This is a genomic window from Streptomyces sp. NPDC088745, assembly GCF_044751045.1.
Classification (GTDB): Bacteria; Actinomycetota; Actinomycetes; order Streptomycetales; family Streptomycetaceae; genus Streptomyces; species Streptomyces cremeus.
Genome location: NZ_JBIVLB010000011.1, coordinates 161,860 through 183,731, shown reverse-complemented (window position 1 = coordinate 183,731; position 21,872 = coordinate 161,860). Strand labels below are relative to the sequence as shown.

General features: G+C 72.1%; 21 protein-coding genes. 2 read left to right on the top strand and 19 right to left on the bottom strand.

Annotation, left to right across the window (positions count from 1 at the left end):
- Positions 1–56: 56 nt before the first annotated feature.
- The 12 genes from ACIP93_RS26485 to ACIP93_RS26430 form a co-directional block, all read right to left on the bottom strand.
- Positions 57–365 carry a DUF2469 domain-containing protein gene (locus ACIP93_RS26485; RefSeq protein ID WP_185034425.1) on the bottom strand — a complete coding sequence of 103 codons (309 nt, stop codon included), beginning with the start codon at positions 363–365 and terminating at the stop codon, positions 57–59.
- A 55-nt stretch (positions 366–420) separates the two neighbouring features.
- Positions 421–942 (bottom strand): NUDIX hydrolase, encoded by a 522-nt coding sequence (locus ACIP93_RS26480; protein WP_401762251.1) that lies wholly within the window; start codon positions 940–942, stop codon positions 421–423.
- Positions 939–1,667 (bottom strand): signal peptidase I, encoded by a 729-nt coding sequence (lepB, locus tag ACIP93_RS26475; RefSeq protein ID WP_401762248.1) that lies wholly within the window; start codon positions 1,665–1,667, stop codon positions 939–941. Before lepB (ACIP93_RS26475) ends, ACIP93_RS26480 begins: the two co-directional genes overlap by 4 nt.
- A gap of 47 nt (positions 1,668–1,714) precedes the next feature.
- Entirely contained in the window at positions 1,715–2,545 is an 831-nt protein-coding gene (gene lepB, locus ACIP93_RS26470) for a signal peptidase I (protein WP_345228091.1), read from the bottom strand.
- The gene (gene lepB / locus ACIP93_RS26465) at positions 2,538–3,647 is read right to left on the bottom strand and encodes a signal peptidase I (protein WP_401762245.1); all 1,110 of its coding nucleotides are present in this window, start codon (positions 3,645–3,647) and stop codon (positions 2,538–2,540) included. The genes lepB (ACIP93_RS26470) and lepB (ACIP93_RS26465) overlap by 8 nt, the downstream gene beginning before the upstream one ends.
- Positions 3,640–4,404 carry a signal peptidase I gene (gene lepB / locus ACIP93_RS26460; protein WP_401762242.1) on the bottom strand — a complete coding sequence of 255 codons (765 nt, stop codon included), beginning with the start codon at positions 4,402–4,404 and terminating at the stop codon, positions 3,640–3,642. The genes lepB (ACIP93_RS26465) and lepB (ACIP93_RS26460) overlap by 8 nt, the downstream gene beginning before the upstream one ends.
- Before the next feature lie 45 nt (positions 4,405–4,449).
- On the bottom strand, positions 4,450–4,800 hold the full coding sequence (gene rplS, locus ACIP93_RS26455) for a 50S ribosomal protein L19 (protein ID WP_345228099.1): 351 nt from the start codon (positions 4,798–4,800) through the stop codon (positions 4,450–4,452).
- Positions 4,801–4,931: 131 nt separating this feature from the next.
- Positions 4,932–5,753 (bottom strand): tRNA (guanosine(37)-N1)-methyltransferase TrmD, encoded by an 822-nt coding sequence (gene trmD / locus ACIP93_RS26450; protein WP_345228101.1) that lies wholly within the window; start codon positions 5,751–5,753, stop codon positions 4,932–4,934.
- The gene (rimM, locus tag ACIP93_RS26445; RefSeq protein WP_345228103.1) at positions 5,753–6,349 is read right to left on the bottom strand and encodes a ribosome maturation factor RimM; all 597 of its coding nucleotides are present in this window, start codon (positions 6,347–6,349) and stop codon (positions 5,753–5,755) included. The genes trmD and rimM overlap by 1 nt, the downstream gene beginning before the upstream one ends.
- A 121-nt stretch (positions 6,350–6,470) precedes the next feature.
- Positions 6,471–6,710 (bottom strand): RNA-binding protein, encoded by a 240-nt coding sequence (locus tag ACIP93_RS26440; protein ID WP_033266910.1) that lies wholly within the window; start codon positions 6,708–6,710, stop codon positions 6,471–6,473.
- Positions 6,711–6,712: 2 nt separating this feature from the next.
- Positions 6,713–7,150, bottom strand: coding sequence for a 30S ribosomal protein S16 (rpsP, locus tag ACIP93_RS26435; RefSeq protein WP_345228106.1), 438 nt, complete (start codon positions 7,148–7,150; stop codon positions 6,713–6,715).
- A 192-nt stretch (positions 7,151–7,342) separates the two neighbouring features.
- Complete coding sequence (locus tag ACIP93_RS26430) at positions 7,343–7,936, bottom strand: hypothetical protein (protein WP_345228108.1); 594 nt, start codon at positions 7,934–7,936, stop codon at positions 7,343–7,345.
- 539 nt (positions 7,937–8,475) lie between these two features.
- On the opposite strand from ACIP93_RS26430, the gene ACIP93_RS26425 reads away from it, so the two are divergent.
- Positions 8,476–9,309: a methyltransferase domain-containing protein gene (locus ACIP93_RS26425; RefSeq protein ID WP_401762236.1), complete on the top strand. Its 834-nt coding sequence runs from the start codon at positions 8,476–8,478 to the stop codon at positions 9,307–9,309.
- 189 nt (positions 9,310–9,498) lie between these two features.
- Here ACIP93_RS26425 and ftsH read toward each other — a convergent pair whose 3' ends face one another.
- The 6 genes from ftsH to ACIP93_RS26395 form a co-directional block, all read right to left on the bottom strand.
- Positions 9,499–11,430 carry an ATP-dependent zinc metalloprotease FtsH gene (ftsH, locus tag ACIP93_RS26420; RefSeq protein WP_401762234.1) on the bottom strand — a complete coding sequence of 644 codons (1,932 nt, stop codon included), beginning with the start codon at positions 11,428–11,430 and terminating at the stop codon, positions 9,499–9,501.
- 116 nt (positions 11,431–11,546) lie between these two features.
- Entirely contained in the window at positions 11,547–13,106 is a 1,560-nt protein-coding gene (gene ffh, locus ACIP93_RS26415) for a signal recognition particle protein (RefSeq protein WP_345228115.1), read from the bottom strand.
- A gap of 184 nt (positions 13,107–13,290) precedes the next feature.
- Positions 13,291–15,723, bottom strand: a complete 2,433-nt coding sequence (locus ACIP93_RS26410; protein ID WP_401762231.1) for a [protein-PII] uridylyltransferase — start codon at positions 15,721–15,723, stop codon at positions 13,291–13,293.
- A 145-nt stretch (positions 15,724–15,868) separates the two neighbouring features.
- Positions 15,869–16,207, bottom strand: coding sequence for a P-II family nitrogen regulator (locus ACIP93_RS26405; protein ID WP_003965965.1), 339 nt, complete (start codon positions 16,205–16,207; stop codon positions 15,869–15,871).
- Positions 16,204–17,592 carry an ammonium transporter gene (locus ACIP93_RS26400; RefSeq protein WP_345228116.1) on the bottom strand — a complete coding sequence of 463 codons (1,389 nt, stop codon included), beginning with the start codon at positions 17,590–17,592 and terminating at the stop codon, positions 16,204–16,206. The genes ACIP93_RS26405 and ACIP93_RS26400 overlap by 4 nt, the downstream gene beginning before the upstream one ends.
- Before the next feature lie 266 nt (positions 17,593–17,858).
- On the bottom strand, positions 17,859–19,334 hold the full coding sequence (locus ACIP93_RS26395; protein WP_401762416.1) for a hypothetical protein: 1,476 nt from the start codon (positions 19,332–19,334) through the stop codon (positions 17,859–17,861).
- A 519-nt stretch (positions 19,335–19,853) separates the two neighbouring features.
- Between ACIP93_RS26395 and ACIP93_RS26390 the strand changes: the two genes are divergently transcribed.
- Positions 19,854–20,507 carry a bifunctional DNA primase/polymerase gene (locus tag ACIP93_RS26390; protein WP_401762227.1) on the top strand — a complete coding sequence of 218 codons (654 nt, stop codon included), beginning with the start codon at positions 19,854–19,856 and terminating at the stop codon, positions 20,505–20,507.
- A gap of 124 nt (positions 20,508–20,631) precedes the next feature.
- On the opposite strand, the gene ftsY is transcribed toward ACIP93_RS26390, so the two are convergent.
- A complete protein-coding gene (ftsY, locus tag ACIP93_RS26385; protein WP_345228118.1) occupies positions 20,632–21,840 on the bottom strand; it encodes a signal recognition particle-docking protein FtsY in 1,209 nt (402 codons plus the stop codon).
- Positions 21,841–21,872: the final 32 nt, after the last annotated feature.

Genomic DNA, 21,872 nt, shown 5'->3' with positions numbered 1-21,872 from the left:
GGACAACCGGACGGATGTGGAAAACTCCGTCACCCGTCCGAGGGACCGCTGGGCATTCAGCCTCCCGGCAGCTCCAGATCGCTCTTGTTGAGCTCCTCCACGTTCACGTCCTTGAACGTGAGCACCCGCACCTGCTTGACGAACCGGGCGGGCCGGTACATGTCCCAGACCCAGGCGTCCGCCATGGATACTTCGAAAAACACCTCGCCCTGGACCGAGTGCACCTGCATCTCGTAGTCGTTGGTGAGGTAGAAGCGCCGTTCGGTCTCGATCACATATTTGAACAGACCGACGACATCGCGGTACTCCCGGTAGAGCTTCAGCTCCATCTCGGTCTCGTACTTCTCGAGGTCCTCGGCGCTCATGGCATGTTCCCCTTCAGCCGTGCGTCCCCCTATTGTGCGCCAGCCCCGTACGCCCCTATGCGATTTCCGGGGCCAGGACGATCGGCGTACTCGGAGGACCCTCGTCGAGCAGCGTGCGCAGCAGCTCGGCGAGCCTGGTCGGGTACACCGTCTCACGCGTCGCCGACAGCGCGGCGGAGGACCACCACCGCAGCCCCGCCGTGCTGCGCCGTTCCAGCTCGGTGAGGCCGGTCAGAACCGTCCGGGTCTGCCGGGTACGGGCGAGGAAGAACCATTCCTCCTGGTCCCAGCGCCGCCCGTCGAACACGAAGGAGCAGACCCGCCGCCACAGCACGGGCCCCAGCTCCACGTCGGTGATCCCCGTCTCCTCCGCGACCTCGCGCAGCGCCGCCTCGGCGGGGGTCTCCTCGCCCTCCAGGCCGCCGCCCGGGGTGAACCACCACCTGCGGTCCGGCTCCGCGGGTTCGAAGCCGTGCATCAGCAGCACCCGGTCCTCGGGGTCGAGCAGGACGACCCGCGCGGCCTTCCGCAGCGGCCTGCCCAGCACGTTGTCCGTGCCCGTCGCCCCGGTCGTCATGTACGCGCCTTCCGTCGTCGGGCCGCGGCGGCGAGCGGTCCGTACGCCGCCCCGCCGAGGATCAGCACCGCGCCGGCGACGACCGCCGCCACCAGGAGCCTGACCGGCCCCGGCGCGGACACCCCGCCCGGCAGCTCCGCGAAGGCGCGCGGCCGCTCCACCACGCCGCCGACGGGCCAGGCGACGGCGTCCACCCGGGCGTCGACCTTGGCCAGCGGGACCGTGCCCCGGGTAGAGTCCCCGAGGTGGCCGCGGGAGTCCACCGAGGTCCTCCGCTCGTCGCCGAGGAGGAACAGCTCCCCCTCGGGCACCGTCGCGCTGAACGAGGTGACGGCGTCCCCCTGTCGGGACGCGGCCGGCAGATACGTTTCGTCGAGCGCCTTGCCGTTGAGCTGGAGCCGGTTCTGCTTGTCGCAGCAGACGACCTTGTCGCCGCCGACGCCGACCACCCGCTTCACCATCGGCATCGCGCCCCACACCTCGTCGGTGAAGACCACCACGTCCCCGCGCCGCACCTCCTCGCCCGCCAGACGCTGCGCGAGCACCCGGTCCCCGGTGTTGATCGTCGGGGTCATCGAGTCCGACGGCACGGTGTAGGGCTTGTAGACCAGCGCCCCCCAGGCGAACCCGCCGAGGAAGAGCACACAGCCGACGGCCACGGCCAGCCCCGACAGCACATTGCCGAGGCGGCCGCGGCCGTCTTCCTTGCGTCCTGTTCCGCCCATCCCAGCGCTCCCCCTGCTTTCGGAGACCAACGATCCGGGACGGCACCCTACCGGCCGGTACGAGTCCCGGACAGCCTCTTCCGTCGCCAGAGCACCAGCGGGAGGGCACCCGCCAGGCCCAGCGCGCCGGGCGCCACCGAGACCGCCGCGGTGGTCGCGCTCGCCAGACCCGACGTCTCGAAGGTGTCCGGCACCGGCAGCGTCGCCCAGCGGCTGATCGGCCAGGCCACCACGACGGCCCGCCCGACGACCTCGTCGGTGTCCACGAAGCCCTTGGTGGGGAGGTTGCGGTGGTAGCGCGAGTCGAGCGAGTTCTTCCGGTTGTCGCCCATCACCCAGATCTTGCCCTCCGGCACCTTCAGCGGGCCGAAGGGCTGGTCGTCGCACGGGGTGCCCTGCGGCGAGATGTACGACCTGTCGTCGAGCGCCTTGCCGTTGACGTGGACCGAACCGCCGGTCTTGCACTCCACGGTGTCGCCGCCGACCGCGACGACCCGCTTGATCAGGTCCTTGTCCTCGGCGGACGGCATCAGTCCGATGAAGCTGAGCACCTTCTGCACGGCGTTGGGCTCGACCACCGCGGTGTCGTTGAGCCAGCCGCCCGGGTCGTGGAAGACCACGACCTCGCCGCGCTCCGGCTCCGCGCCGAACCACGGGGTCAGTTTGTCGACCAGCACCCGGTCGCCCTTCTGGAGGGTCTCCTGCATCGACTCCGAGGGAATCGAGAAGGCCTGCACCAGGAAGGTCTTGATCAGCAGCGCCAGAAGCAGCGCGATGCCGATGAGGAGCGGCAGCTCCTTCCAGAAGGAACGCTGCTTCTTCGCGCCCTCGTTCTCGCTGCTGCCGCCGTCGTTCCGGCCGTCCTGCGCGTCACTCACCGTTCCACCGCTCCGCTGCTCCGTCGCCGGAGGGCCGGTCACGGGCGGGGGCGCATCGGCACGCCGCTCGGGCTCGGGCCGCTCCTCGGGTCCCTCGTGTCCGGACCTGGCACCGACCGCCACATCCCCCACAACCACTCCTCACTCCGTGCCACCGCCCGCGCCCGATGAGGCGCAGGCCCACCACTCCCATAACGAGCGGGAGTTCCCCTGGGCTCGGGAGTAGGACCTGACGATCCTGGGACGCCACCCTATTCGACCCTCGTCCCGCAGCCGCCGTCCCGGCGCGCGGATCGGGCACGCGGGAGTAGGTGTCGGGGATCTCCAGCTTCCGCCAGTGCCCGACCGGCCAGCCGATCACGAAGGCACGGCCCAGAACGTCCTCCTCCGAGACCGTTCCCTGGTACTTCTCGTTCAGGTGGAAACGCGAATCGGCCGAGTTCGACCGGTGGTCGCCGAGCACGAAGACCCGCCCCCGGGGCACCTCGACCTCGAAGGCGGTCGTCGAGGGCCGGTCGTTCGGAAACACATAGGGTTCACTGAGCGGCACGCCGTTGACGGTGACCTGACCATTGCTGTCACAGCACTTCACGGTGTCGCCGCCGACCGCGACCACCCGCTTGATGAGGTCCTGCTCGTCCGCGGACGGCAGCAGCCCTATCCAGGTCAGCCCCTCCTTGACCTGTCTGACGCCGACCGGGTCCTCCTGCGCCGGCTTCTTCTCCTGTTCCAGCCAGCCGCCCGGATCCTTGAAGACCACGACCTCGCCCCGCTCGGGACGCGACCCGAACCACGGGGTCAGTTTGTCGACCAGCACCCGGTCACCGATCCGGATCGTCTGCTCCATCGAGCCCGACGGAATCACGAAGGCCTGCACCAGGAACGTCTTCAGCACCAGCGCGATGAACAGCGCCACGACGACGAGGACGGGTATCTCCTTGACCGCGGACCTGCGCCGCCGCCGCTTCACCTTCCGCGCCAGCCTGCGCCGCTCGGCCCGGCCGGGACCCGGCCGTTCCCCGGCGTCCACGGGCCGCGTGGAGCGGCTGCCGGTCGGCAGCGGTTCCTGTGGCCGCGCCCGGTCCCGGCCGCGGCTACCCATGGGCGCCCGTCGCGTCCCGTACGCCGTCGAACGCGTCGGTACGCTGCGGAGCCCCCCAGCGGCCCAGCGGCCAGGCGATCCAGTCGGCCCGGCCGATCACCCGCTCCACCGGCACCATGCCGCCGCCGGGGCTGCCCAGGTGGTCGCGGGAGTCGCTGGAGCGCGAGCGGTGGTCGCCCATCACCCACAGCTTCCCCTCGGGCACCACGGCGTCGAAGGGCACCCGGGACGCGCTGTCGCCGGGATGGAGGTACCCCTCCTCGACGCGGCGCCCGTTCACCGAGAGCCTCCCCCGGCCGTCCACGACGACGCGGTCACCGCCCACCCCCACCACCCGCTTCACGAAGTCGCTCTCGTCCGGCTCCGCCAGGCCCAGCGAGGCGGCGGCCCAGTGCAGGGCGCCCGTGACGGGATCGCCTTCGGGCCGTTCCCGTACGAACGAGCCCTCCCCGTCGAAGACCACCACGTCACCGCGGCGCGGCTCGGCCCCGAAACGGTACGCCAGCTTGTTCACCAGCACCCGGTCGCCGACCTGGAGGGTGGGCTGCATCGAGGTGCTGGGGATCAGGAAGGGCTGCATCACCAGGCCGCTGAGCAGCAGGAGGAAGGCGAGACAGGCGACGGCGTACGTCAGCGGGCGGATCAGTGGACGGCTCGGCGGGCGGGAGGAACGCACGGAGCGCGACCGCTCCTCGTCCCCCGGAGGGGAGTCGGAGGAGCGGTCGCGCTCCGTGTGTTGTGCTGCTTCGGTGTCCATCGGAACCCGAGCCTATCCGGCCGGTTCCGGACGCCGGAGGCGCGATCAGTTGTCGCGCTTCTCCTTGATCTTGGCGGCCTTGCCGCGCAGCTCGCGCAGGTAGTACAGCTTGGCGCGACGCACGTCACCGCGGGTGACGACCTCGATCTTCTCGAAGATCGGGGAGTTCACCGGGAAGGTGCGCTCGACGCCGACGGAGAAGGAGACCTTGCGGACCGTGAAGGTCTCGCGGACGCCCGCGCCCTGGCGGCGGATGACGACGCCCTTGAACTGCTGCACACGGGAGCGGTTGCCCTCGATGACGCGGACGTGCACGTTGACCGTGTCGCCCGGACGGAAGGCGGGGACGTCGCTGCGCAGCGACGCGGCGTCGAGGGAGTCGAGCAGGTGAGACATGTGAGTCTGCTTTCTTCGCTGATGCCACAGGTCATCAGCGGCATGTGTCGAGACGAAAGGGAGTGCTGTTCACGTCGTCACGGGCGTCGTTCCCCCTGTGGCAGGGGCGCACGTGGACGGACAACAGCTGCTCATTCTTCCACGGCCTCGGGGTTGCGCCCAAATCGCCCGTCGGGACCGGGTCGCCAGCCCAGGATCGAGAGCATCTCCCGGTCCTTCTTGTCGAAGGCGGCGGGATCGGTGCGCTCGATCAGGTCCGGCCGGTTCACGGTCGTACGGCGGAAGGCCTCGTCGCGGCGCCAGCGGGCGATCTTCCCGTGGTGGCCGCTCATGAGGACGTCGGGGATGCCGCGGCCGCGCCACTCGGGCGGCTTCGTGTAGACGGGCCCCTCCAGGAGGTCGGCCATCGCGCCGGGGGCGAAGGAGTCGTCCCGGTGCGACTCCGCGTTGCCGAGGACGCCGGGGAGCAGGCGGGCCACCGCCTCGGTGATCACCAGGACGGCGGCCTCGCCGCCCGCGAGGACGTAGTCGCCGATGGACACCTCGTACACCGGCATCCGGGTCGCGTACTCGTCCATGACGCGGCGGTCGATGCCCTCGTACCGGGCGGGCGCGAAGATCAGCCACGGCCGCGCGGAGAGCTCGACGGCCAGCTCCTGGGTGAAGGGGCGGCCGCTGGGGGTGGGGACGACCAGCACGGGGCCGTGCGCGCCCGTCTCGTAGCCGTCGGCGAGCGCCTCGTCGAGGCAGGCGCCCCACGGGTCGGGCTTCATGACCATGCCGGGGCCGCCGCCGTAGGGGGTGTCGTCGACCGTGTGGTGACGGTCGTACGTCCACTGCCTGAGGTCGTGCGCGTGGACGTCGAGGACGCCGCGGGCACGGGCCTTGCCGACCAGGGAGACGTTCAGCGGCTCCAGGTACTCGGGGAAGATCGAGACGACGTCGAGCCGCATCAGTTCGCGTCCTTCCCGGCGTCCTCGGCGGCTGCGTCCTCTTCGGCGTCCGGCTCGGCCCCGCGCGTGGAGGCCACGACGGCCTCGCTGTCGTCGATCAGGCCCGGCGGCGGGTCGATGACCGCGCGCTGCTCCTCCAGGTCGATCGAGGTGACGATCTCCTCGACGAAGGGGATCATCACCTCGCTGCCGTCCTCGCGCTCCACGATGAACAGGTCCTGCGAGGGCAGGTGGGTGATCTCGGTGATCCGCCCGATCTCCGTGCCGTCCGCGAGCACCACGTCCAGGTCGATCAGCTGGTGGTCGTAGAACTCCTCGGGGTCCTCGGGACGCTCCTCGGGGTCGACGTCCGAGATCAGGAGGGTGTTGCGCAGGGCCTCGGCCGCGGTGCGGTCCTTGACGCCCTCGAAGCGCAGCAGCAGCCGGCCGCTGTGCACCCGGCCGGTCTCGACGGTCAGCGGGCCCACGCCTGCGGGGTCCGTGGTCAGTACGGCGCCGGGGCCCAGCCGCAGCTCCGGCTCGTCCGTGCGCACCTCGACGGTGACCTCGCCCTTGATTCCGTGGGCGCGGCCGATCCGCGCGACTACCAACTGCACTCTCGTTCTCTCCTGTTCGTACGACTGCGGTCCGCCGGGGACGACGGGCGGAAACGACAACGGGCCGGGGCGGGCCTCAGCCCTCCCCGGCCCCTGCCGGACATGCTCTACTGCCTGATGCTCAGTGGACCTGGTCCACGTCGACGAGGTCGACGCGGATGCCACGGCCACCGATGGCCCCCACGACGGTGCGCAGGGCGCGGGCGGTACGGCCGTTGCGGCCGATCACCTTGCCGAGGTCGTCGGGGTGCACCCGGACCTCAAGGACGCGTCCGCGACGCAGGGTGCGCGAGGCGACCTGCACGTCGTCGGGGTTGTCCACGATGCCCTTCACGAGGTGCTCAAGAGCCTCCTCGAGCATGATCAGGACTCGGTCGACTCAGCGGCGTCGGCCGGAGCCTCGTCCGCCTTCTTGTCGGCCTTCTTCGCCTTCGGGGTGATGGCCTCGCCCTTGGCGTCGCCACCCTCGAGGGCCTTCGCGAAGGCGTCGAAGGAAGCGCGCTTGTCTTCCTTGGTCGCCGGCTGCAGCAGCGGCGCGGGGGCCGGGAGGCCCTTGTGCGCCTGCCAGTCGCCGGTGAGCTTCAGGATGGCCATGACGGCCTCGGTCGGCTGGGCGCCGACGGACAGCCAGTACTGGGCGCGCTCGGCGTTGACCTCGATGCGCGAGGGGTTCTGCACCGGGTGGTACAGACCGATCTCCTCGATGGCGCGGCCGTCACGGCGGGTGCGCGCGTCGGCGACGACGATGCGGTAGTGAGGCGAACGGATCTTACCGAGGCGCTTCAGCTTGATCTTGAGCACTGGAGTGTTCTCTCCTGGAATTGACGTGGTTGGGCACCACGGGATGCCACGTGGGGTTGCGGTACTCGTTAGTGCCCGATGGACGCGTCAGCCGGAGGAGAGAGGGGTCCTGTGCGGCTGTCGAGTACAGCTGCCCATTGTGCCACAGCCACGGCGCACGCCGCCCCCCGCCCGGGGCCCCGCCCGGCGGCCTCAGCTCGCGGCGCCCACCACGTCCGGAATGCGGAACGGCTTGCCGCAGCCGCCGCACACGATCGGGGCCTGGGCCAGCACCGACGGCACCACGCGGACGTTGCGCCCGCAGTCGCAGACCGCCTTGACCCGCACCCCTCCCCCGGACGATCCGTGCCGGGCGGCGGGGCCCCGGAAGGACCGCTTGGTGTCCGCCGCCGTCGCGACCGTGTGCGCCTTCAGCGCGCGCGACAGCCGCTCGATCGTGGGCCGGTAGCGGCGCTTCGCCTCGAGGTTGAGCGAGACCAGGGAGAAACCGCTGCTGGGGTGCGGCTCCTCCGGATGGTCCAGGCCCAACTCCTCGGCGATCGCCAGGAATCGGCGGTTGTGGTAGCGACCGGCGCGCGAGGTGTCACGGATGCCGCGGGCGGCGGCGATGCCGTGGACTGCCTCGTGCAGCAGTCGTTCGAAGGAGAGGGCCGCGCCGCAGGCGGACGAGGACTCTCCGATCAGGGACTCGGGCGCGGCAAGATCGGGCAGCTCGGGGTGGTACCGCTGAATGTCGGCCCACGCCTGCGCCAGTTCTGCGGCGAGGACAGGTGGTGTCGTGCTCACGACGTGACAACGACCGGGAGTGCCCCCGTGTTCCTATTCCGGGGCATCCCAAATAATTTGCACGTACCAGTCAGTTCCCGCTGATGCCTCCCGACGAGGGCGGGTGCGCCGATCTGCGGAGGACCCGCGCAGCGCGCGCCAAGGGGGTGCGTATCCCCGGCTACGTCCGCGCGGCCGGCTCCGCCGCCGGTCGGGGGGCGTGCGTCGGTTCGGGTGCCACGTGTGGCGACGGGAGGAGCAGGGCCGCCGCCGGGGCGTCGCACCGTCGCCGTCACCGCGGCGGGGTGGCACCGGGGCGGCGCCCGCACCGGCTCCGGCGGTCGGACAGACGCCGTACGGTCGCCCGCGCTTCCGGCAGCGGGCCGCGGCGACACCGGTGGCCCGGCCCCGCAAAAGGCGCAAGCATTGCCCAATGCCCCCTGGACTTGGGGACGGATGCGGAGTTCCCTGACATACAGGGGAGTGCCGCAGCGCACACCACACGGGGGTTGCCATAGACGGGGAACGACCGACCTCACGGCGGATTGGGGCGCTTTGTGATGACACCCACGCTCGTCCGGCACCACCCGAGCGCGGCTTCGGCCCGTACCGGCACGCGTGCGCGTGACTGGGCCGAGATCCAGGAACGGATGCTGGTTCCGCTCTACGAAGCGGTGTACGAGCGGCTGGAGGTGGGTGCTGCCACCCGGCTGCTCGGCCTCGGCTGCGGCGCGGGCCTGGCCCTGCTCGTCGCGGCCTCCCGGGGCGCGCACGTCACCGGCGTCGACGCCGACCCGCAGTTCGCCGCCCACGCACGGGAGCGGCTCGACGGCGGCGCTCCCGGGGGCGCCCCGGGTTCGGTGGTGTGCGGCGGTCCCGCCGACGCGGCCGACGGGGCGCCGTACAACCTGGTCACCGCCTTCGCGCCGATCGGCTGCGCGGCGGGCGACGCCGACGGGCTGTCCCCCGCGCTGGCGGAGGCCGTGCCGCTCGTCGGCCGCGGCGCCCCCGTGGTGCTGACCGGCTGGGGCCCGCCGGAACGGTGCGCCACCTCGGCGGTGCTGCGGTTGGCGGCCCGGCTGACGGACGCGCCGCGGTCGTCCGGGCCCGGCGGCTGGCGTCCGGCGCTGCGCGACGACCTGGAGGACGTGGCGTCGCGGTCCGGTCTCAAGCCGGACGGCTCGGGCCGGGTGGCCTGCCCGTTCGGGTACGGCGACATGGACAGTGCGGTACGGGGCCTGATGTCGACCGGTCTCTTCGACGCGGCGGCACGGGCGACGGACCCGGCGCAGGTGGAGAAGGAACTGGTGGAGGCGCTGCATCCGCACCTGCGTCCGGACGGGACGGTCTGGATGTCGAACGTGTTCCGGTACCTGATCGCCCGGAAGCCGTGACGGGGGTACGGGCCCCTCTCACCCGTACGCCTCCGTGCGCGGAGGGGAATTGACGCTTCCGCGCACTGGGGGCTGTGTGCTCGGAGCGGAGTTGACGGCTCCGGGCACCCCTCGGCCGTACTCCTCACGCGCGCTCCTCGGACGTGTGCGTCGAACGTGTACGTCCGGCGCACACCTCGGGCGCAGCGCTCAGGCGTCCGGCTTCGACAGGCGGGGGATGCCCGCCGCCCGGTACGCGGCCGCCTCCTCCAGGGTCTCGTTCTCCAGGAGGGCCCGGGACAGGGCGTCCAGCCTGGGCCGGTTCGCCTCCAGCAGCCGGATCGCCTCCGCGTAGCACTCGTCGACGATCCGGCGCATCTCGCTGTCGACCGCGTCCAGCGTCGCGGGCGCGGCGGACAGTCCGTACGCCTGCTGCGCATCGGACGGGATGGCGGTGAGACGGCCGACCCGCTCGCTCATCCCCCAGCGGCCCACCATGCCCCTGGCCAGGTTGGTGACCTGCTCCAAGTCGTTCTCGGCACCCGTCGTCACCACGTCGAAGACGACCTGCTCGGCGGCCATCCCGCCGAGCGCGCCGATGATCCTGCCGCGCAGATATGCCTCCGTGTAGGCGTACTTGTCGGCGTCCGGCGTGGACAGCGTGACGCCCAGCGCGCGGCCGCGCGGCACGATGGTGATCTTGCGTACCGGGTCCGCGCCCGGCTGGAGCATGCCGAGCAGCGCGTGCCCGCTCTCGTGGTACGCGGTCCTGCGGCGCTCCTCCTCCGGTATGACCAGCGGGCGTTCCGCCCCGAGCTGCACCTTCTCCAGGGCGTCGGACAGGTCGGTCTGGGTGACGGCGTCCTGCTTGCGCTTGACCGCGAGGAGGGCCGCCTCGTTGGCGAGGTTGGCCAGGTCCGCGCCGGTCATGCCCGGTGTCGTCCGCGCGACCTGGGCGAGGTCGACGTCGGCGGCGAGCGGGATGGACCGGGTGTGGATCCGCAGGATGGCCTCGCGGCCGCCCCGGTCGGGCGGGCTGACGGTGACCACGCGGTCGAAGCGGCCGGGGCGGGTGAGGGCGGGGTCCAGGACGTCGACGCGGTTGGTGGCGGCGATGACGACGACGCCCTCGGAGCCGGAGAAGCCGTCCATCTCGGTGAGGATCTGGTTGAGCGTCTGCTCCCGCTCGTCGTGGCCGCCCATGCCGGCGCCGCCGCCGCGGGCCCGGCCGATGGTGTCGATCTCGTCGATGAAGATGATCGCGGGGGCCACCTTGCGGGCCTCCGCGAAGAGTTCGCGGACCCGGCCCGCGCCGACGCCGACGATCATCTCGATGAACTCCGAGGCCGACGCCGAGAAGAAGGGGACGCCCGCCTCACCGGCGACGGCGCGCGCCAGGAGCGTCTTCCCGGTGCCGGGCGGGCCCGCGAGGAGCACGCCGCCGGGCATCCGGGCGCCGAGCCTGCGGTAGGCGTCGGGGTTCTTCAGGAAGCCGACGACCTCCTCCAGCTCGCCCTCGACCTCGTCGATGCCCGCGACGTCCTCGAAGGTGGTCCGCTTGTCGGCGGTCACCTCGACGGGCTTCGGCGGCGCCTTGCGCCCGAGACCGCCCATGCCGCCTCCGCCGAGCCCGCGGCTCATGCGCCGGGCGATGACCACCCACAGCGCGACGAGGAGCAGCATCGGGGCGAGCGAGAGGAGCAGATTCGCGAGGAAGGAGCGTTCCTCCACGACCGGCTTCGCGGTGACGGTCACGCCGTCCTCGGTCAGTTCGTCCCACAGCTTGTCGTCGGCGAAGGCCGGGCGCTGGGTGAGGAACTTGGTGTACTTCTGGTCCTTCTCGCCGTCCGGAACGGGCTGTTCCTTCTTCAGCTCGCCCTGGATCGCGTCTCCCTTGGAGTAGATCTTGGAGACGTTGTTCGAGGTCACCTGCTTGCTGAACTCGGTGTAGGCGACCGTCGGCTCGTCGCCCTCGTTGAAGAAGCCCAGCACGATGTTGGTGAGCAGATAGACGACCAGCGCCGTCAGCGCGAGCCGGCCCCAGCCGCCGGGCATCTTCGTCCTCTCGGGCGGCGGCGGTGGGGCGCCCTCGGACCGCCACGGCTGGTCGGGGGTCTGGCGCGGCGGCACGGGGTTGCTCATAGGGGGACGTTACGACACATACTTCGCCCGGGCATGCGGGGGGTCGCCCCCACGGAAAACGCCGTGGGCGCCCTCCGAGGAGGGCGCCCACGGCGTCGTACGCGCTGCTGCGACCGCTAGCCCATGAACTTCTTGAACTCGTCCGGGAGCTCGAAGTCCTTGCCGCCCTGGCCTGCGGGAAGGCCGAACGCGCCACCGCCCTGCGCGGCGGCCTGCTCACGCCGCTCGGCGGCGGCCTGCTCCTCGGCCTTGCGCTTCATCGGGTTGCCGGACTTGCGCTTGCCCTTGGCCTGCTTGATCTGCTTCTTCTGCTTGCCGGGGCCGCCGCCCATCCCGGGGATGCCCGGCATGCCCGGCATGCCGCCGCCCTGGGCCATCTTCGACATCATCTTGCGGGCGTCGAAGAACCGGTCCACCAGGTTCTTCACGGCGCTGACCTCGACGCCGGAGCCCTTGGCGATACGGGCGCGGCGCGAGCCGTTGATGATGGTCGGCTCGGCGCGCTCCTTGGGCGTCATCGACTTGATGATGGCCGCGGTGCGGTCGACGTCCTTCTCGTCCAGGTTGGCGATCTGGTCCTTGATCTGCCCCATGCCCGGCAGCATGCCGAGCAGCTTGGAGATCGAGCCCATCTTGCGGACCTGCTCCATCTGGGCCAGGAAGTCGTCGAGCGTGAAGTCCTTGCCGCCCTTGGAGGACTGCAGCTTCGAGGCCATTTTGGCGGCCTCTTCCTGGCTGAAGGTCTTCTCCGCCTGCTCGATCAGGGTGAGCAGGTCACCCATGTCGAGGATGCGTGAGGCCATGCGGTCCGGGTGGAAGGCGTCGAACTCGTCGAGCTTCTCGCCGTTGGACGCGAACATGATCTGGCGGCCGGTGACGTGCGCGATGGAGAGCGCGGCACCGCCGCGGGCGTCGCCGTCGAGCTTCGAGAGCACCACGCCGTCGAAGCCGACGCCGTCGCGGAAGGCCTCCGCGGTGTTGACCGCGTCCTGGCCGATCATCGCGTCGACGACGAAGAGGATCTCGTCCGGGCTGACGGCGTCGCGGATGTCCGCGGCCTGCTGCATCAGCTCCTGGTCGATGCCGAGGCGGCCGGCGGTGTCGACGATGACCACGTCGTACTGCTTGGTCTTCGCGTACTCGATGGAGTCCTTGGCGACCGTGACCGGATCGCCGACGCCGTTGCCCGGCTGCGGGGCGTAGACCGCGACGCCCGCGCGGTCGGCGACGACGCTCAACTGGTTGACGGCGTTGGGACGCTGGAGGTCGCAGGCGACGAGCAGCGGCGAGTGGCCCTGGCCCTTCAGCCACAGGCCGAGCTTTCCGGCGAGGGTCGTCTTACCGGCACCCTGGAGACCCGCGAGCATGATCACGGTCGGGCCGGACTTGGCGAACCGCAGCCGGCGGGTCTCACCGCCGAGGATGCCGACCAGCTCTTCGTTGACGATCTTGATGATCTGCTGGGCCGGGTTCAGCGCCTTGGAGACTTCGGAGCCGGAGGCGCGCTCCTTGACCTGCTTGATGAAGGCGCGGACGACGGGCAGCGCCACGTCCGCTTCCAGCAGGGCGATGCGGATCTCGCGGGCGGTGGCGTCGATGTCCGCCTCGGAGAGCCTGCCTTTTCCGCGGAGGTTTTTGAAAGTCGCGCTGAGGCGGTCGGAGAGGGTATCGAACACGGCGCTCGTTGGTCCTCGGGTGTCGGGGGCGGGTGAGTTTGGCTCCCAGCGTATCGGGCGTGCGGGCGGGCGAGACCTGCCAGGTCGGATTCCGCCGGTACGGGCGTCCTGCTCCCGGCTCCGCCACGCGGACGCGACGGGCCAGGGCCCCTGGGGACAGCCGCCCGCCACCGGGACGGGGCGTCTATTCCCCCAGCGCCGCCCCCACCTCCCGCGCGACCCCCGCCGCCTCCCGCGCGGTCAGCGGCTCTCCCGCGCCCCCCGTCACGTAGAAGGCGTCGACCGCACTCGCCCCCAGGGTCGACACATGCGCGCTGCGCACCCGCACCCCCGCCTCCTCCAGCGCCCGCCCGATCCGGTGCAGCAGCCCCGGTGCGTCCTGCGCCCGTACCTCCAGCACCGTCGCGTGCCGGGACGCCGAGGCCGCCACCGTGACCCGGGGCGGCGGTGGCTGCACCGACCGGCGCCGGACGCCCGCCGCGTACGCCTTCTCCCGCTCGGCCAGCCGCGAGGACAGGTCCAGCGACCCGTCCAGCACCCGCACCAGGTCGGCCCGCAGCCGCGCGGCCTCCGGCAGGCGTCCGTACGCCGCCGCCACCCGCCACACCAGCAGCAGCACCGGTTCCGCCCCCTCCACCGGCACGTCCGCCGGCCGGATCTCCGCCGTGCGCACCGTCAGCCGGTGCATCGCCAGCACCCCCGCCACCGCCGGAAGCACCCCGGGCTGGTCCGGCACGGCGATCGACAGCTCCACCCCGAGCGCGGCGTCCCCCTCCTCCCGTGCCCGCAGCGCCACGACCGGGCCGCCCGTGCGGTGCGCCTCCACCGTGAGACGCTCCTGCTCCGCGCTCAGTGCCGCCGGTCCCGCCTCCGCCTGCGGCTGCCCCGCCAGCACGGCGCCGACCCGCTGCACCAGGTCCGCCACCAGCGACGCCCGCCACGCCGACCACGCCGCAGGCCCCGTCGCCAGCGCGTCCGCCTCGGTGAGGGCGTGCAGCAGCTCCAGCGTGGCGGAGGACCCGACCGTTTCCGCCACCGCGCGCACCGTCGCCGGATCGTCCAGGTCGCGCCGGGTCGCCGTGTCGACGAGCAGCAGATGATGGCGTACGAGCGTGGCGATCACATCGACGTCCACCGCGTCGAACCCGATCCGCTCCGCCAGGTCGCGGGCGATGGTCTCCCCCACCACCGAGTGGTCGCCGGGCCACCCCTTGCCGATGTCGTGCAGCAGCGCCGCCACCAGGAGCAGGTCGGGACGGCCCACCCGCCGGGTCATCCCGGCCGCCCGCACCGCCGTCTCCACCAGGTGGCGGTCCACGGTCCAGGTGTGCACGGGATTGCGCTGGGGCCTGCACCGCACCCGTTCCCAGTCCGGCAGAAGCCTGGTGACCAGCCCCTCCGCCTCCAGCGCCGCCCACACCGGAACCGCCGCCTCCGCCGCGCCGAGCAGCGTCACCAGCTCCTCCCGGGCCGCCGCGGGCCAGGGCACCGGCAGCGGTGGAGCCGCCTTCGCCAACTGCCGTACGACATGGGGGTTGACCGGCACCCCCGCCTGCGCGGCTGCGGCCGCCGTCCGCAGCACGAGCACCGCGTCCTTCTCGGGCCGGGCGGTGCGCGCGAGCACCGCCTCGCCATCCTGCTCGACCACCCCGTCGGCGAGCGGCGTGCGCTCCGGCGCCGGGCGCCCGCCGAGCAGGGCCTTCAGCCGCGGGCGCACGGAACGGGACGCGAGCACGCGTTCGGCCTCCCGCCAGGTCACCTCGCTCGCGTACGCGAGGGTGCGCGCGGCCTCGTACACCTGCCGCAGCAGCACGTCCGCGTCCAGCAGGCCCAGTGCCTCCGCGACCTGGTCCTGCTCCTGGAGGGCGAGGCGGTCGGTGGCGCGCCCGGTGGCGAGGTGCAGCGCGTCGCGTACGTCGAGGAGGGTGCGGCGGGCCGTCGCCAGGCCCTCGCGCGGGGCGTCGGCCACCCAGGAGGCGGCGACGGCGCGCAGGGCGGTGGCGTCGCGGAGGCCGCCGTGCGCCTCCTTGAGGTCGGGCTCCAGGAGGTACTGCAACTCCCCCGCGCGCTGCGCCCGTTCGCGGCACAGGGCGCGCAGCTCGGGGAGGCGTCCGGCGGCCCGGTTGCGCCAGTCGGTGAGGACGGCGGTGCGCAGGCCCGCGGTGAGGCCGGGGTCGCCCGCCACGTGGCGGGCGTCGAGGAGTCCGAGGTGGACCTTGAGGTCGTCGCCGGCGATTTTGCGTGCCTCGCCCGGTGTGCGCACCGAGTGGTCGAGGGCGATGCCGAGGTCCCAGACCGGGTACCAGACGCGGTCGGCGAGGGCGGCGACGGCCCCGCTGTCACGGCCGTCGTGCAACAGCAGCAGGTCGAGGTCGCTGCGCGGCGAGAGCTCGCCCCTGCCGTACCCGCCCACGGCGACGAGCGCGGCCCCGCGCACCCCGGACTCGCGGGCCGCGGTGTCGAAGAGGGCGCTGAGCCACGCGTCGGTGATCCGGGAGAGCCCGGACCGGCGCGGCGGCCCGGACGGCGAATCCGCGCCGAGGAGCCGCAGCCGGGCCGCCGCGTAGCCGCCGGGTCCCGAGGGTTCGGCCGGATCGATGTCTGCCACGCTCGCCACCAGGGTCTCGTCGTCGGGGAATCGGGGTGGGAAGGGGTCCGGGGCGGCCGGGAAGGCCGCCCCCGCGACGGCTCCCGCCGCCGCCGTCCCCCCGCCGGGCCCGCGCCCATGAGGCCGGCCGGCCTCCCCGCCCGGCACTGCGGCCCTACAGCGCGTCCGGCCCCCGCTCGCCCGTGCGCACCCGGACCGCCGTCTCGACCGGCACGCTCCAGACCTTGCCGTCGCCGATCTTCCCCGTACGGGCGGCCTTCACGACCACCTCGATCAGCTGTTCGGCGTCCTCGTCCTCGACCAGCACCTCGATGCGGATCTTGGGGACCAGGTCGACGGTGTACTCCGCGCCCCGGTAGACCTCGGTGTGGCCGCGCTGGCGGCCATAGCCGCTGGCCTCGGTGACGGTGAGGCCCTGGACCCCGAAGGCCTGGAGGGCTTCCTTGATCTCGTCCAGCCGGTGCGGCTTGACGACCGCCGTGATCAGCTTCATGCGTCCACCTTCTTGCTCGCTCCTGCGATCGGGCCCGGGACCGGAGTGCGGGGCGCCGTGCCGCCGCCCGCTCCCGTGAAGTCGTACGCCGTCTCGGCGTGTTCGGTCTGGTCGATGCCGGAGATCTCGACGTCCTCCTCGACCCGCATGCCCATCGCCTTGTCGACGAGGAACGCGAGGAGCGCCGAGACCAGCAGGGAGTAGGCGAGGACGGCGAAGACGCCCACGGCCTGCTTGCCGAGCTGTTCGAGGCCGCCGCCGTAGAAGAGGCCCTTGGCCTCGGACTGGACCCCGCCGGTGGCGAAGAGGCCGACCAGCAGCGAGCCGAGCACCCCGCCGACCAGGTGGACGCCGATGACGTCCAGGGAGTCGTCGTACCCCAGCTTGTACTTCAGCCCCACGGCCATCGCGCAGACCACCCCGGCGACGGCACCGACGGCGATCGCGCCGAGCGGGGAGACGGAGCCGCCGGAGGGGGTGATCGCGACCAGACCGGCCACCGCGCCCGAGGCCGCGCCCAGCGTGGTGAACGCGCCGTGCCGGATCTTCTCGTACGCCAGCCAGGCCAGCATCGCCGCCGCCGTGGCGACCTGGGTGTTGACGAACATGACCGCGCCCACGCCGTCGTCGTTGCCCAGCCAGGAGCCGGCGTTGAAGCCGAACCAGCCGAACCACAGCAGCCCCGCGCCGAGCATCACCAGCGGCAGGCTGTGCGGCCGCATCGGGTCCTTCCGGAAGCCGATCCGCCTGCCGATGACCAGGATCACGCCGAGGGCCGCCGCACCCGCGTTGACGTGGACCGCCGTGCCGCCCGCGAAGTCGATGACGCCCATCTCGAAGAGCCAGCCGCCGGCGCCCCACACCCAGTGCGCGACGGGGAAGTACACGACGACCGCCCACAGGGTGATGAACAGCGCCCAGGCGGTGAACTTCACCCGGTCCGCCAGCGCACCGGAGATCAGGGCGGGCGTGAGGACGGCGAACATGAGCTGGAAGACGGCGAAGACGTACACGGGAATCGTGTAGCCGTCCCAGAGTTCGGTGAGCCCGATGCCGCTCAGCCCGACGAAGTCCGGGCTCCAGCCGATCACGGAGCCGATGTCGTCGCCGAAGGCGAGGCTGAACCCGAAGAGCACCCACAGGATCGTGACGATCCCGAGGCTGATGAAGCTCATCATCAGCATGTTGAGGGTGGACTTGACGCGGACCATGCCTCCGTAGAAGAAGGCGAGGCCCGGCGTCATCAGCATCACCAGGGCGGAACAGATCAGCAGGAAGCCGGTGTTGGCCGCGGACAGCGTCGGAGCCTCGGCGGCGAGCGTCACCGCCGGTGACGCCCCGGGAAGCCCTGAAGTCACAGCGTCTGTCGGGATGCCTGGGGGCATCGGCGTCTCCTCGTCTCGGGGCCGGCCGGTGCGGGGTGGCCGGTTATGGGCCCTGAGAGTGGCGGAGCGCGGTTTCGGCGGATGCCGCCGGGTGTTTCGCCGGGGTGACGAAGACGTTGTACGTGTTACGCGGAAATGAACGCGGCGATCAGCCGCCCGGACAGGGGCCGACCGCGACAGCGACCCGGTTGACCTGGCGTGGGGGAGCCGAGTCGGGCTTCACGGGGTGGCTGTCGCGGCCGGGTTCCGGGGGCCCTCGAAGGGGCCTAGACCGCCTCCAGGGCTTCGGGGAGCTTCGCCCCCAACTGGTCGGTCAGGTCGTGGACTTCGGCCACGTTGCCGAATTCGCGCACCGCGCCCTCGACGGTCTTGCGCAGCCGGTTGTTGACCCGCTCGGAACGGATCCTCCCGGCGACCTCCAGTGCCCGCTCGGAGTACGAGACGGCCTGCTCGGGCTCCCGCTTGAGCAGGTGCACGGTGGCCATGCCGACCAGGTTGAGGGCGTACGAACGCTGGTGCTCGGCGTCCTTCTCGAAGAGCTGCACGGCCCGCTCCATGACCGGTTCGGCGAGCGAGGCGTAGGTGGGACTGCGTCCGGCGACGTAGGCGAGGTCGCGGTAGGAGTGCGAGTTCTCGCCGTTGAGTTCGGCCTCGGAGAAGAAGGTGATCCAGTCGGGGTCCTGCTCGTCGTCCAGGCCCGCGTCGGCGAAGGTGTCCTCGGCCATCCGGACGGCCCGCTTGCACTTGCTGGGCTGGCCCATGTTGGCGTACGCCCGCGCCTCCATCGCGTACAGCATGGCCTGGGTGCGGGCGGTGGCGCACTCGCGGCTGCCGTACTGGGCGAGGTGGATGAGTTCCAGCGCGTCGTCGGGGCGGCCGAGGTGGATCATCTGGCGGCTCATGCTGGAGAGCACGTACGACCCCAGCGGCTTGTCGCCCGCCTCCTTGGCGGCGTGCAGGGCCAGCACGAAGTACTTCTGGGCGGTGGGCTGGAGCCCGATGTCGTAGCTCATCCAGCCGGCCAGCTCGGCCAGTTCGGCGGCGCAGCGAAAGAGCCGCTTGGAGGTGATGCCGGGCTGCGGCTCCTGGAGCAGGTCGGTGACCTCGTGGAGCTGGCCGACGACGGCCTTGCGGCGCAGTCCGCCGCCGCACTGGGCGTCCCACTGGCGGAACATCTTGGTGGTCTCCTCCAGCAGCCTGAGCTCGGGCTCCGACAGCCGGGACGGCCGCCGGGACGCTCCCGCGGTCTCGGCGGGTCCCGGGTCGCCGGCCGGCGAGGGCACCAGCCAGCGCTGCATCGGCTCGATCAGCGCGGGCCCCGCGGACAGGGCGAGCGAGGAGCCGAGGAAGCCGCGCCGGGCGAGCATCAGGTCGCTGCGGGAGAACTCGCTGAGCAGCGACACGGTCTGCGGCCCGGCCCACGGCAGGTCCACTCCGGACACGGACGGCGACCGGTGTGCGGCGCGCAGCCCGAGGTCCTCGATGGCGACGACGGCGCCGAAGCGCTCGGAGAACAGCTCGGAGAGGATGCGCGGGATGGGTTCGCGCGGGTTCTCCCCGTCCAGCCAGCGGCGCACCCGGGAGGTGTCGGTGCTGATGTGGTGGGCGCCCATCTGCCGTGCGCGGCGGTTGACCTGGCGCGCCAGTTCGCCCTTGGACCAGCCGCTGCGTGCGAACCACGAGCCGAGCTGCTCGTTCGGGCGCTTTCCAGCGTTTCCTGCACCGGCGCTGCTGCCGCCCACGGGAACGCCCCCCATCCGTCGTCCGTCGTCCGGAGCGGGCCGCACACCGCGCTCCGGGATTCCTGCCGCATCCATGCCCTGCATCGGCTCCGTATCCACCACGACCGCCGGAACGCAACCCCTTGCACAATGCCCTGGGTTGACGTCCCGTGTCCCCGCAATGCGCCCCTTCGAACGGGAATCCGGCTTGCCCCCGGCATACCCATGAGTGCGCGCACCGTCGGGGTTCATGCACTGAAAGTAATCCTACGATCACCCCTCTAGCGAGGGCACTTACAGAAACGCCACCATTCGCCACCCCTCCGAGTGAACTCCCGTCGCGCGAGGCGCGCTTCACTTGACGCGGGACGATCAGGAAAGGGCGGAGCGTCGCACACCCCAGCGCGCGCATCGCCCCGCACCACCCCGGCCGCCCCGGAGCGCCGCCGAGGCCGGATCGACGGCACCCCCGACGTGACGGAGTGTCATCGCTCCGCTCCACCTCGTAACCACCGGCGCGCTCGACCCGTTGGAGGGGGCATGGGCTTCACGATCGGCGGCATCCGGGACATGCGCTCCGGCACACGGCGCCGCAGCCGTACCTCAGAGGGCACAGCGGTGGCGGAGTACACCGGGCTGTGGGGCTGGGACGTGGTCCCGGGACCGAGGGCCGCCGCGGGAGTCTGCTCCTGCGGCGACCCGCTGTGCCGGGCGCCCGGCGCCCACCCCTTCGACTTCGCGCGGGTCGTCCCGGCCGGCGCGACGCTGGACGAGGTCACGGCGGCCTGGGCGCAGTTCCCGGGGGCGTCGGTGCTGCTCCCGGTCGGCCGGACCTTCGACGTGCTGGAGGTGGCGGAGGCGGCGGGCCGCCGGGCGCTGATCCGGCTGGAGCGGATGGGCGTGCCGCTGGGCCCGGTGAGCGTGACGCCGGACGGGCGGGCGCACTTCTTCGTGGCGCCGGGCGCCGCGGCGGCGCTGCCGGAACTGCTGTACCGGATGGGCTGGGACGACGCGGAGCTGGACCTGCGCTGTCTGGGCCCGGGCTCGTACCTGACCGCGCCCCCCTCGGACCACGCGGGCCTGGGGCACGTCCAGTGGCTGCGTCCGCCGTCCCTGGACACCGCGACCAAGCCGCCGCAGGCGCGCCTCCTGCTGGGCACGCTGGCGTACATCTGCCACCGGCATCTGGCCTGAGGGCCGTACCGCGGACGGCCCAGGAGCTGTACGCACCGGAGCCGAAGGGCCCCACCGCATCTGCACCATGCGGTGGGGCCCTTCTCCGTGCGCACCGGGGAACGCTCCCCGGTGCGCGCCCGCGTCAGTCCCCGATGAGCGCGTCCACGAAGGCCTCGGGCTCGAACGGAGCCAGGTCGTCCGCGCCCTCGCCGAGGCCCACGAGCTTCACGGGCACGCCCAGCTCGCGCTGGACGGCGACGACGATGCCGCCCTTGGCGGTGCCGTCGAGCTTGGTGAGGACGATGCCGGTGATGTCCACGACCTCGGCGAACACCCGCGCCTGCACCAGGCCGTTCTGCCCGGTGGTGGCGTCCAGGACCAGCAGCACCTCGTCCAGCGGGCCGTGCTTCTCCACGACGCGCTTGACCTTGCCGAGCTCGTCCATGAGGCCGGTCTTGGTGTGCAGGCGGCCCGCGGTGTCGATGAGCACGACGTCCGCGCCCTCGGCGATGCCCTCCTTGACGGCGTCGAAGGCGATCGACGCCGGGTCGCCGCCCTCGGGGCCGCGGACCGTACGGGCGCCGACGCGGTCGCCCCAGGTCTGGAGCTGGTCGGCGGCGGCGGCGCGGAAGGTGTCGGCGGCGCCGAGCACGACCGAGCGGCCGTCGGCCACCAGGACGCGGGCGAGCTTGCCGGTGGTGGTGGTCTTGCCGGTGCCGTTGACGCCGACGACCATGACGACGCCGGGGGTGTCGACGCCGCTCTCGGTCTTGACGGCGCGGTCGAAGTCGGTGCCGACGAGGTGGAGCAGCTCCTCGCGGAGCAGGGTGCGCAGTTCGTCGGGGGTGCGGGTGCCGAGCACGCGGACGCGCTCGCGCAGGCGCTCGACGAGCTCCTGGGTGGGGGCGACGCCGACGTCGGCGGTGAGGAGGGTGTCCTCGATCTCCTCCCAGGTGTCCTCGTCGAGGTTGTCCCGGGAGAGCAGGGTCAGCAGGCCCTTGCCCAGGGAGTTCTGGGAGCGGGCGAGCCGGGCGCGCAGGCGGACCAGGCGGCCGGCGGTGGGCTCGGGGACGTCGAGCGCGGGAGCCTCGGGCTCCGGCACGACGACCGGCTCCTCGACGACGACGGGCGCGTCGGGGAGGTCGACCTCCTCGATGGTGCGGCGCGCTTCGTCCTTCGGCGGAGCGGCGTCCTCACCGACCTGAGGTTCGGCGGGCGGGGCAGTGATGGTCGGCGTGCTCGGCGGCGCCGAGGGCGGCAGCTGCTTCTTCTTGCGGCTGCCGACCACGAGCCCGCTGATCGCGCCGACCGCGACCAGGGCGATGACTACGGCAAGGATGAGGATGTCCATAACCCCACCAGTATCGGCCACGCGTCCGCCCG

Bases quoted from the DNA above. Each gene is read 5' to 3' on its own strand.
- rplS (WP_345228099.1), bottom strand. From the start codon at position 4,800: ATGTCTCACCTGCTCGACTCCCTCGACGCCGCGTCGCTGCGCAGCGAC.
- lepB (WP_401762248.1), bottom strand. From the start codon at position 1,667: ATGGGCGGAACAGGACGCAAGGAAGACGGCCGCGGCCGCCTCGGCAAT.
- ACIP93_RS26390 (WP_401762227.1), top strand. From the start codon at position 19,854: ATGGGCTTCACGATCGGCGGCATCCGGGACATGCGCTCCGGCACACGG.
- ftsY (WP_345228118.1), bottom strand. From the start codon at position 21,840: ATGGACATCCTCATCCTTGCCGTAGTCATCGCCCTGGTCGCGGTCGGC.
- lepB (WP_401762242.1), bottom strand. From the start codon at position 4,404: ATGGACACCGAAGCAGCACAACACACGGAGCGCGACCGCTCCTCCGAC.
- ACIP93_RS26480 (WP_401762251.1), bottom strand. From the start codon at position 942: ATGACGACCGGGGCGACGGGCACGGACAACGTGCTGGGCAGGCCGCTG.
- ACIP93_RS26405 (WP_003965965.1), bottom strand. From the start codon at position 16,207: ATGAAGCTGATCACGGCGGTCGTCAAGCCGCACCGGCTGGACGAGATC.
- ftsH (WP_401762234.1), bottom strand. From the start codon at position 11,430: ATGAGCAACCCCGTGCCGCCGCGCCAGACCCCCGACCAGCCGTGGCGG.
- ACIP93_RS26425 (WP_401762236.1), top strand. From the start codon at position 8,476: ATGACACCCACGCTCGTCCGGCACCACCCGAGCGCGGCTTCGGCCCGT.
- lepB (WP_401762245.1), bottom strand. From the start codon at position 3,647: ATGGGTAGCCGCGGCCGGGACCGGGCGCGGCCACAGGAACCGCTGCCG.
- ACIP93_RS26485 (WP_185034425.1), bottom strand. From the start codon at position 365: ATGAGCGCCGAGGACCTCGAGAAGTACGAGACCGAGATGGAGCTGAAG.
- trmD (WP_345228101.1), bottom strand. From the start codon at position 5,753: ATGCGGCTCGACGTCGTCTCGATCTTCCCCGAGTACCTGGAGCCGCTG.
- ACIP93_RS26400 (WP_345228116.1), bottom strand. From the start codon at position 17,592: ATGCCCCCAGGCATCCCGACAGACGCTGTGACTTCAGGGCTTCCCGGG.
- ACIP93_RS26440 (WP_033266910.1), bottom strand. From the start codon at position 6,710: ATGCTCGAGGAGGCTCTTGAGCACCTCGTGAAGGGCATCGTGGACAAC.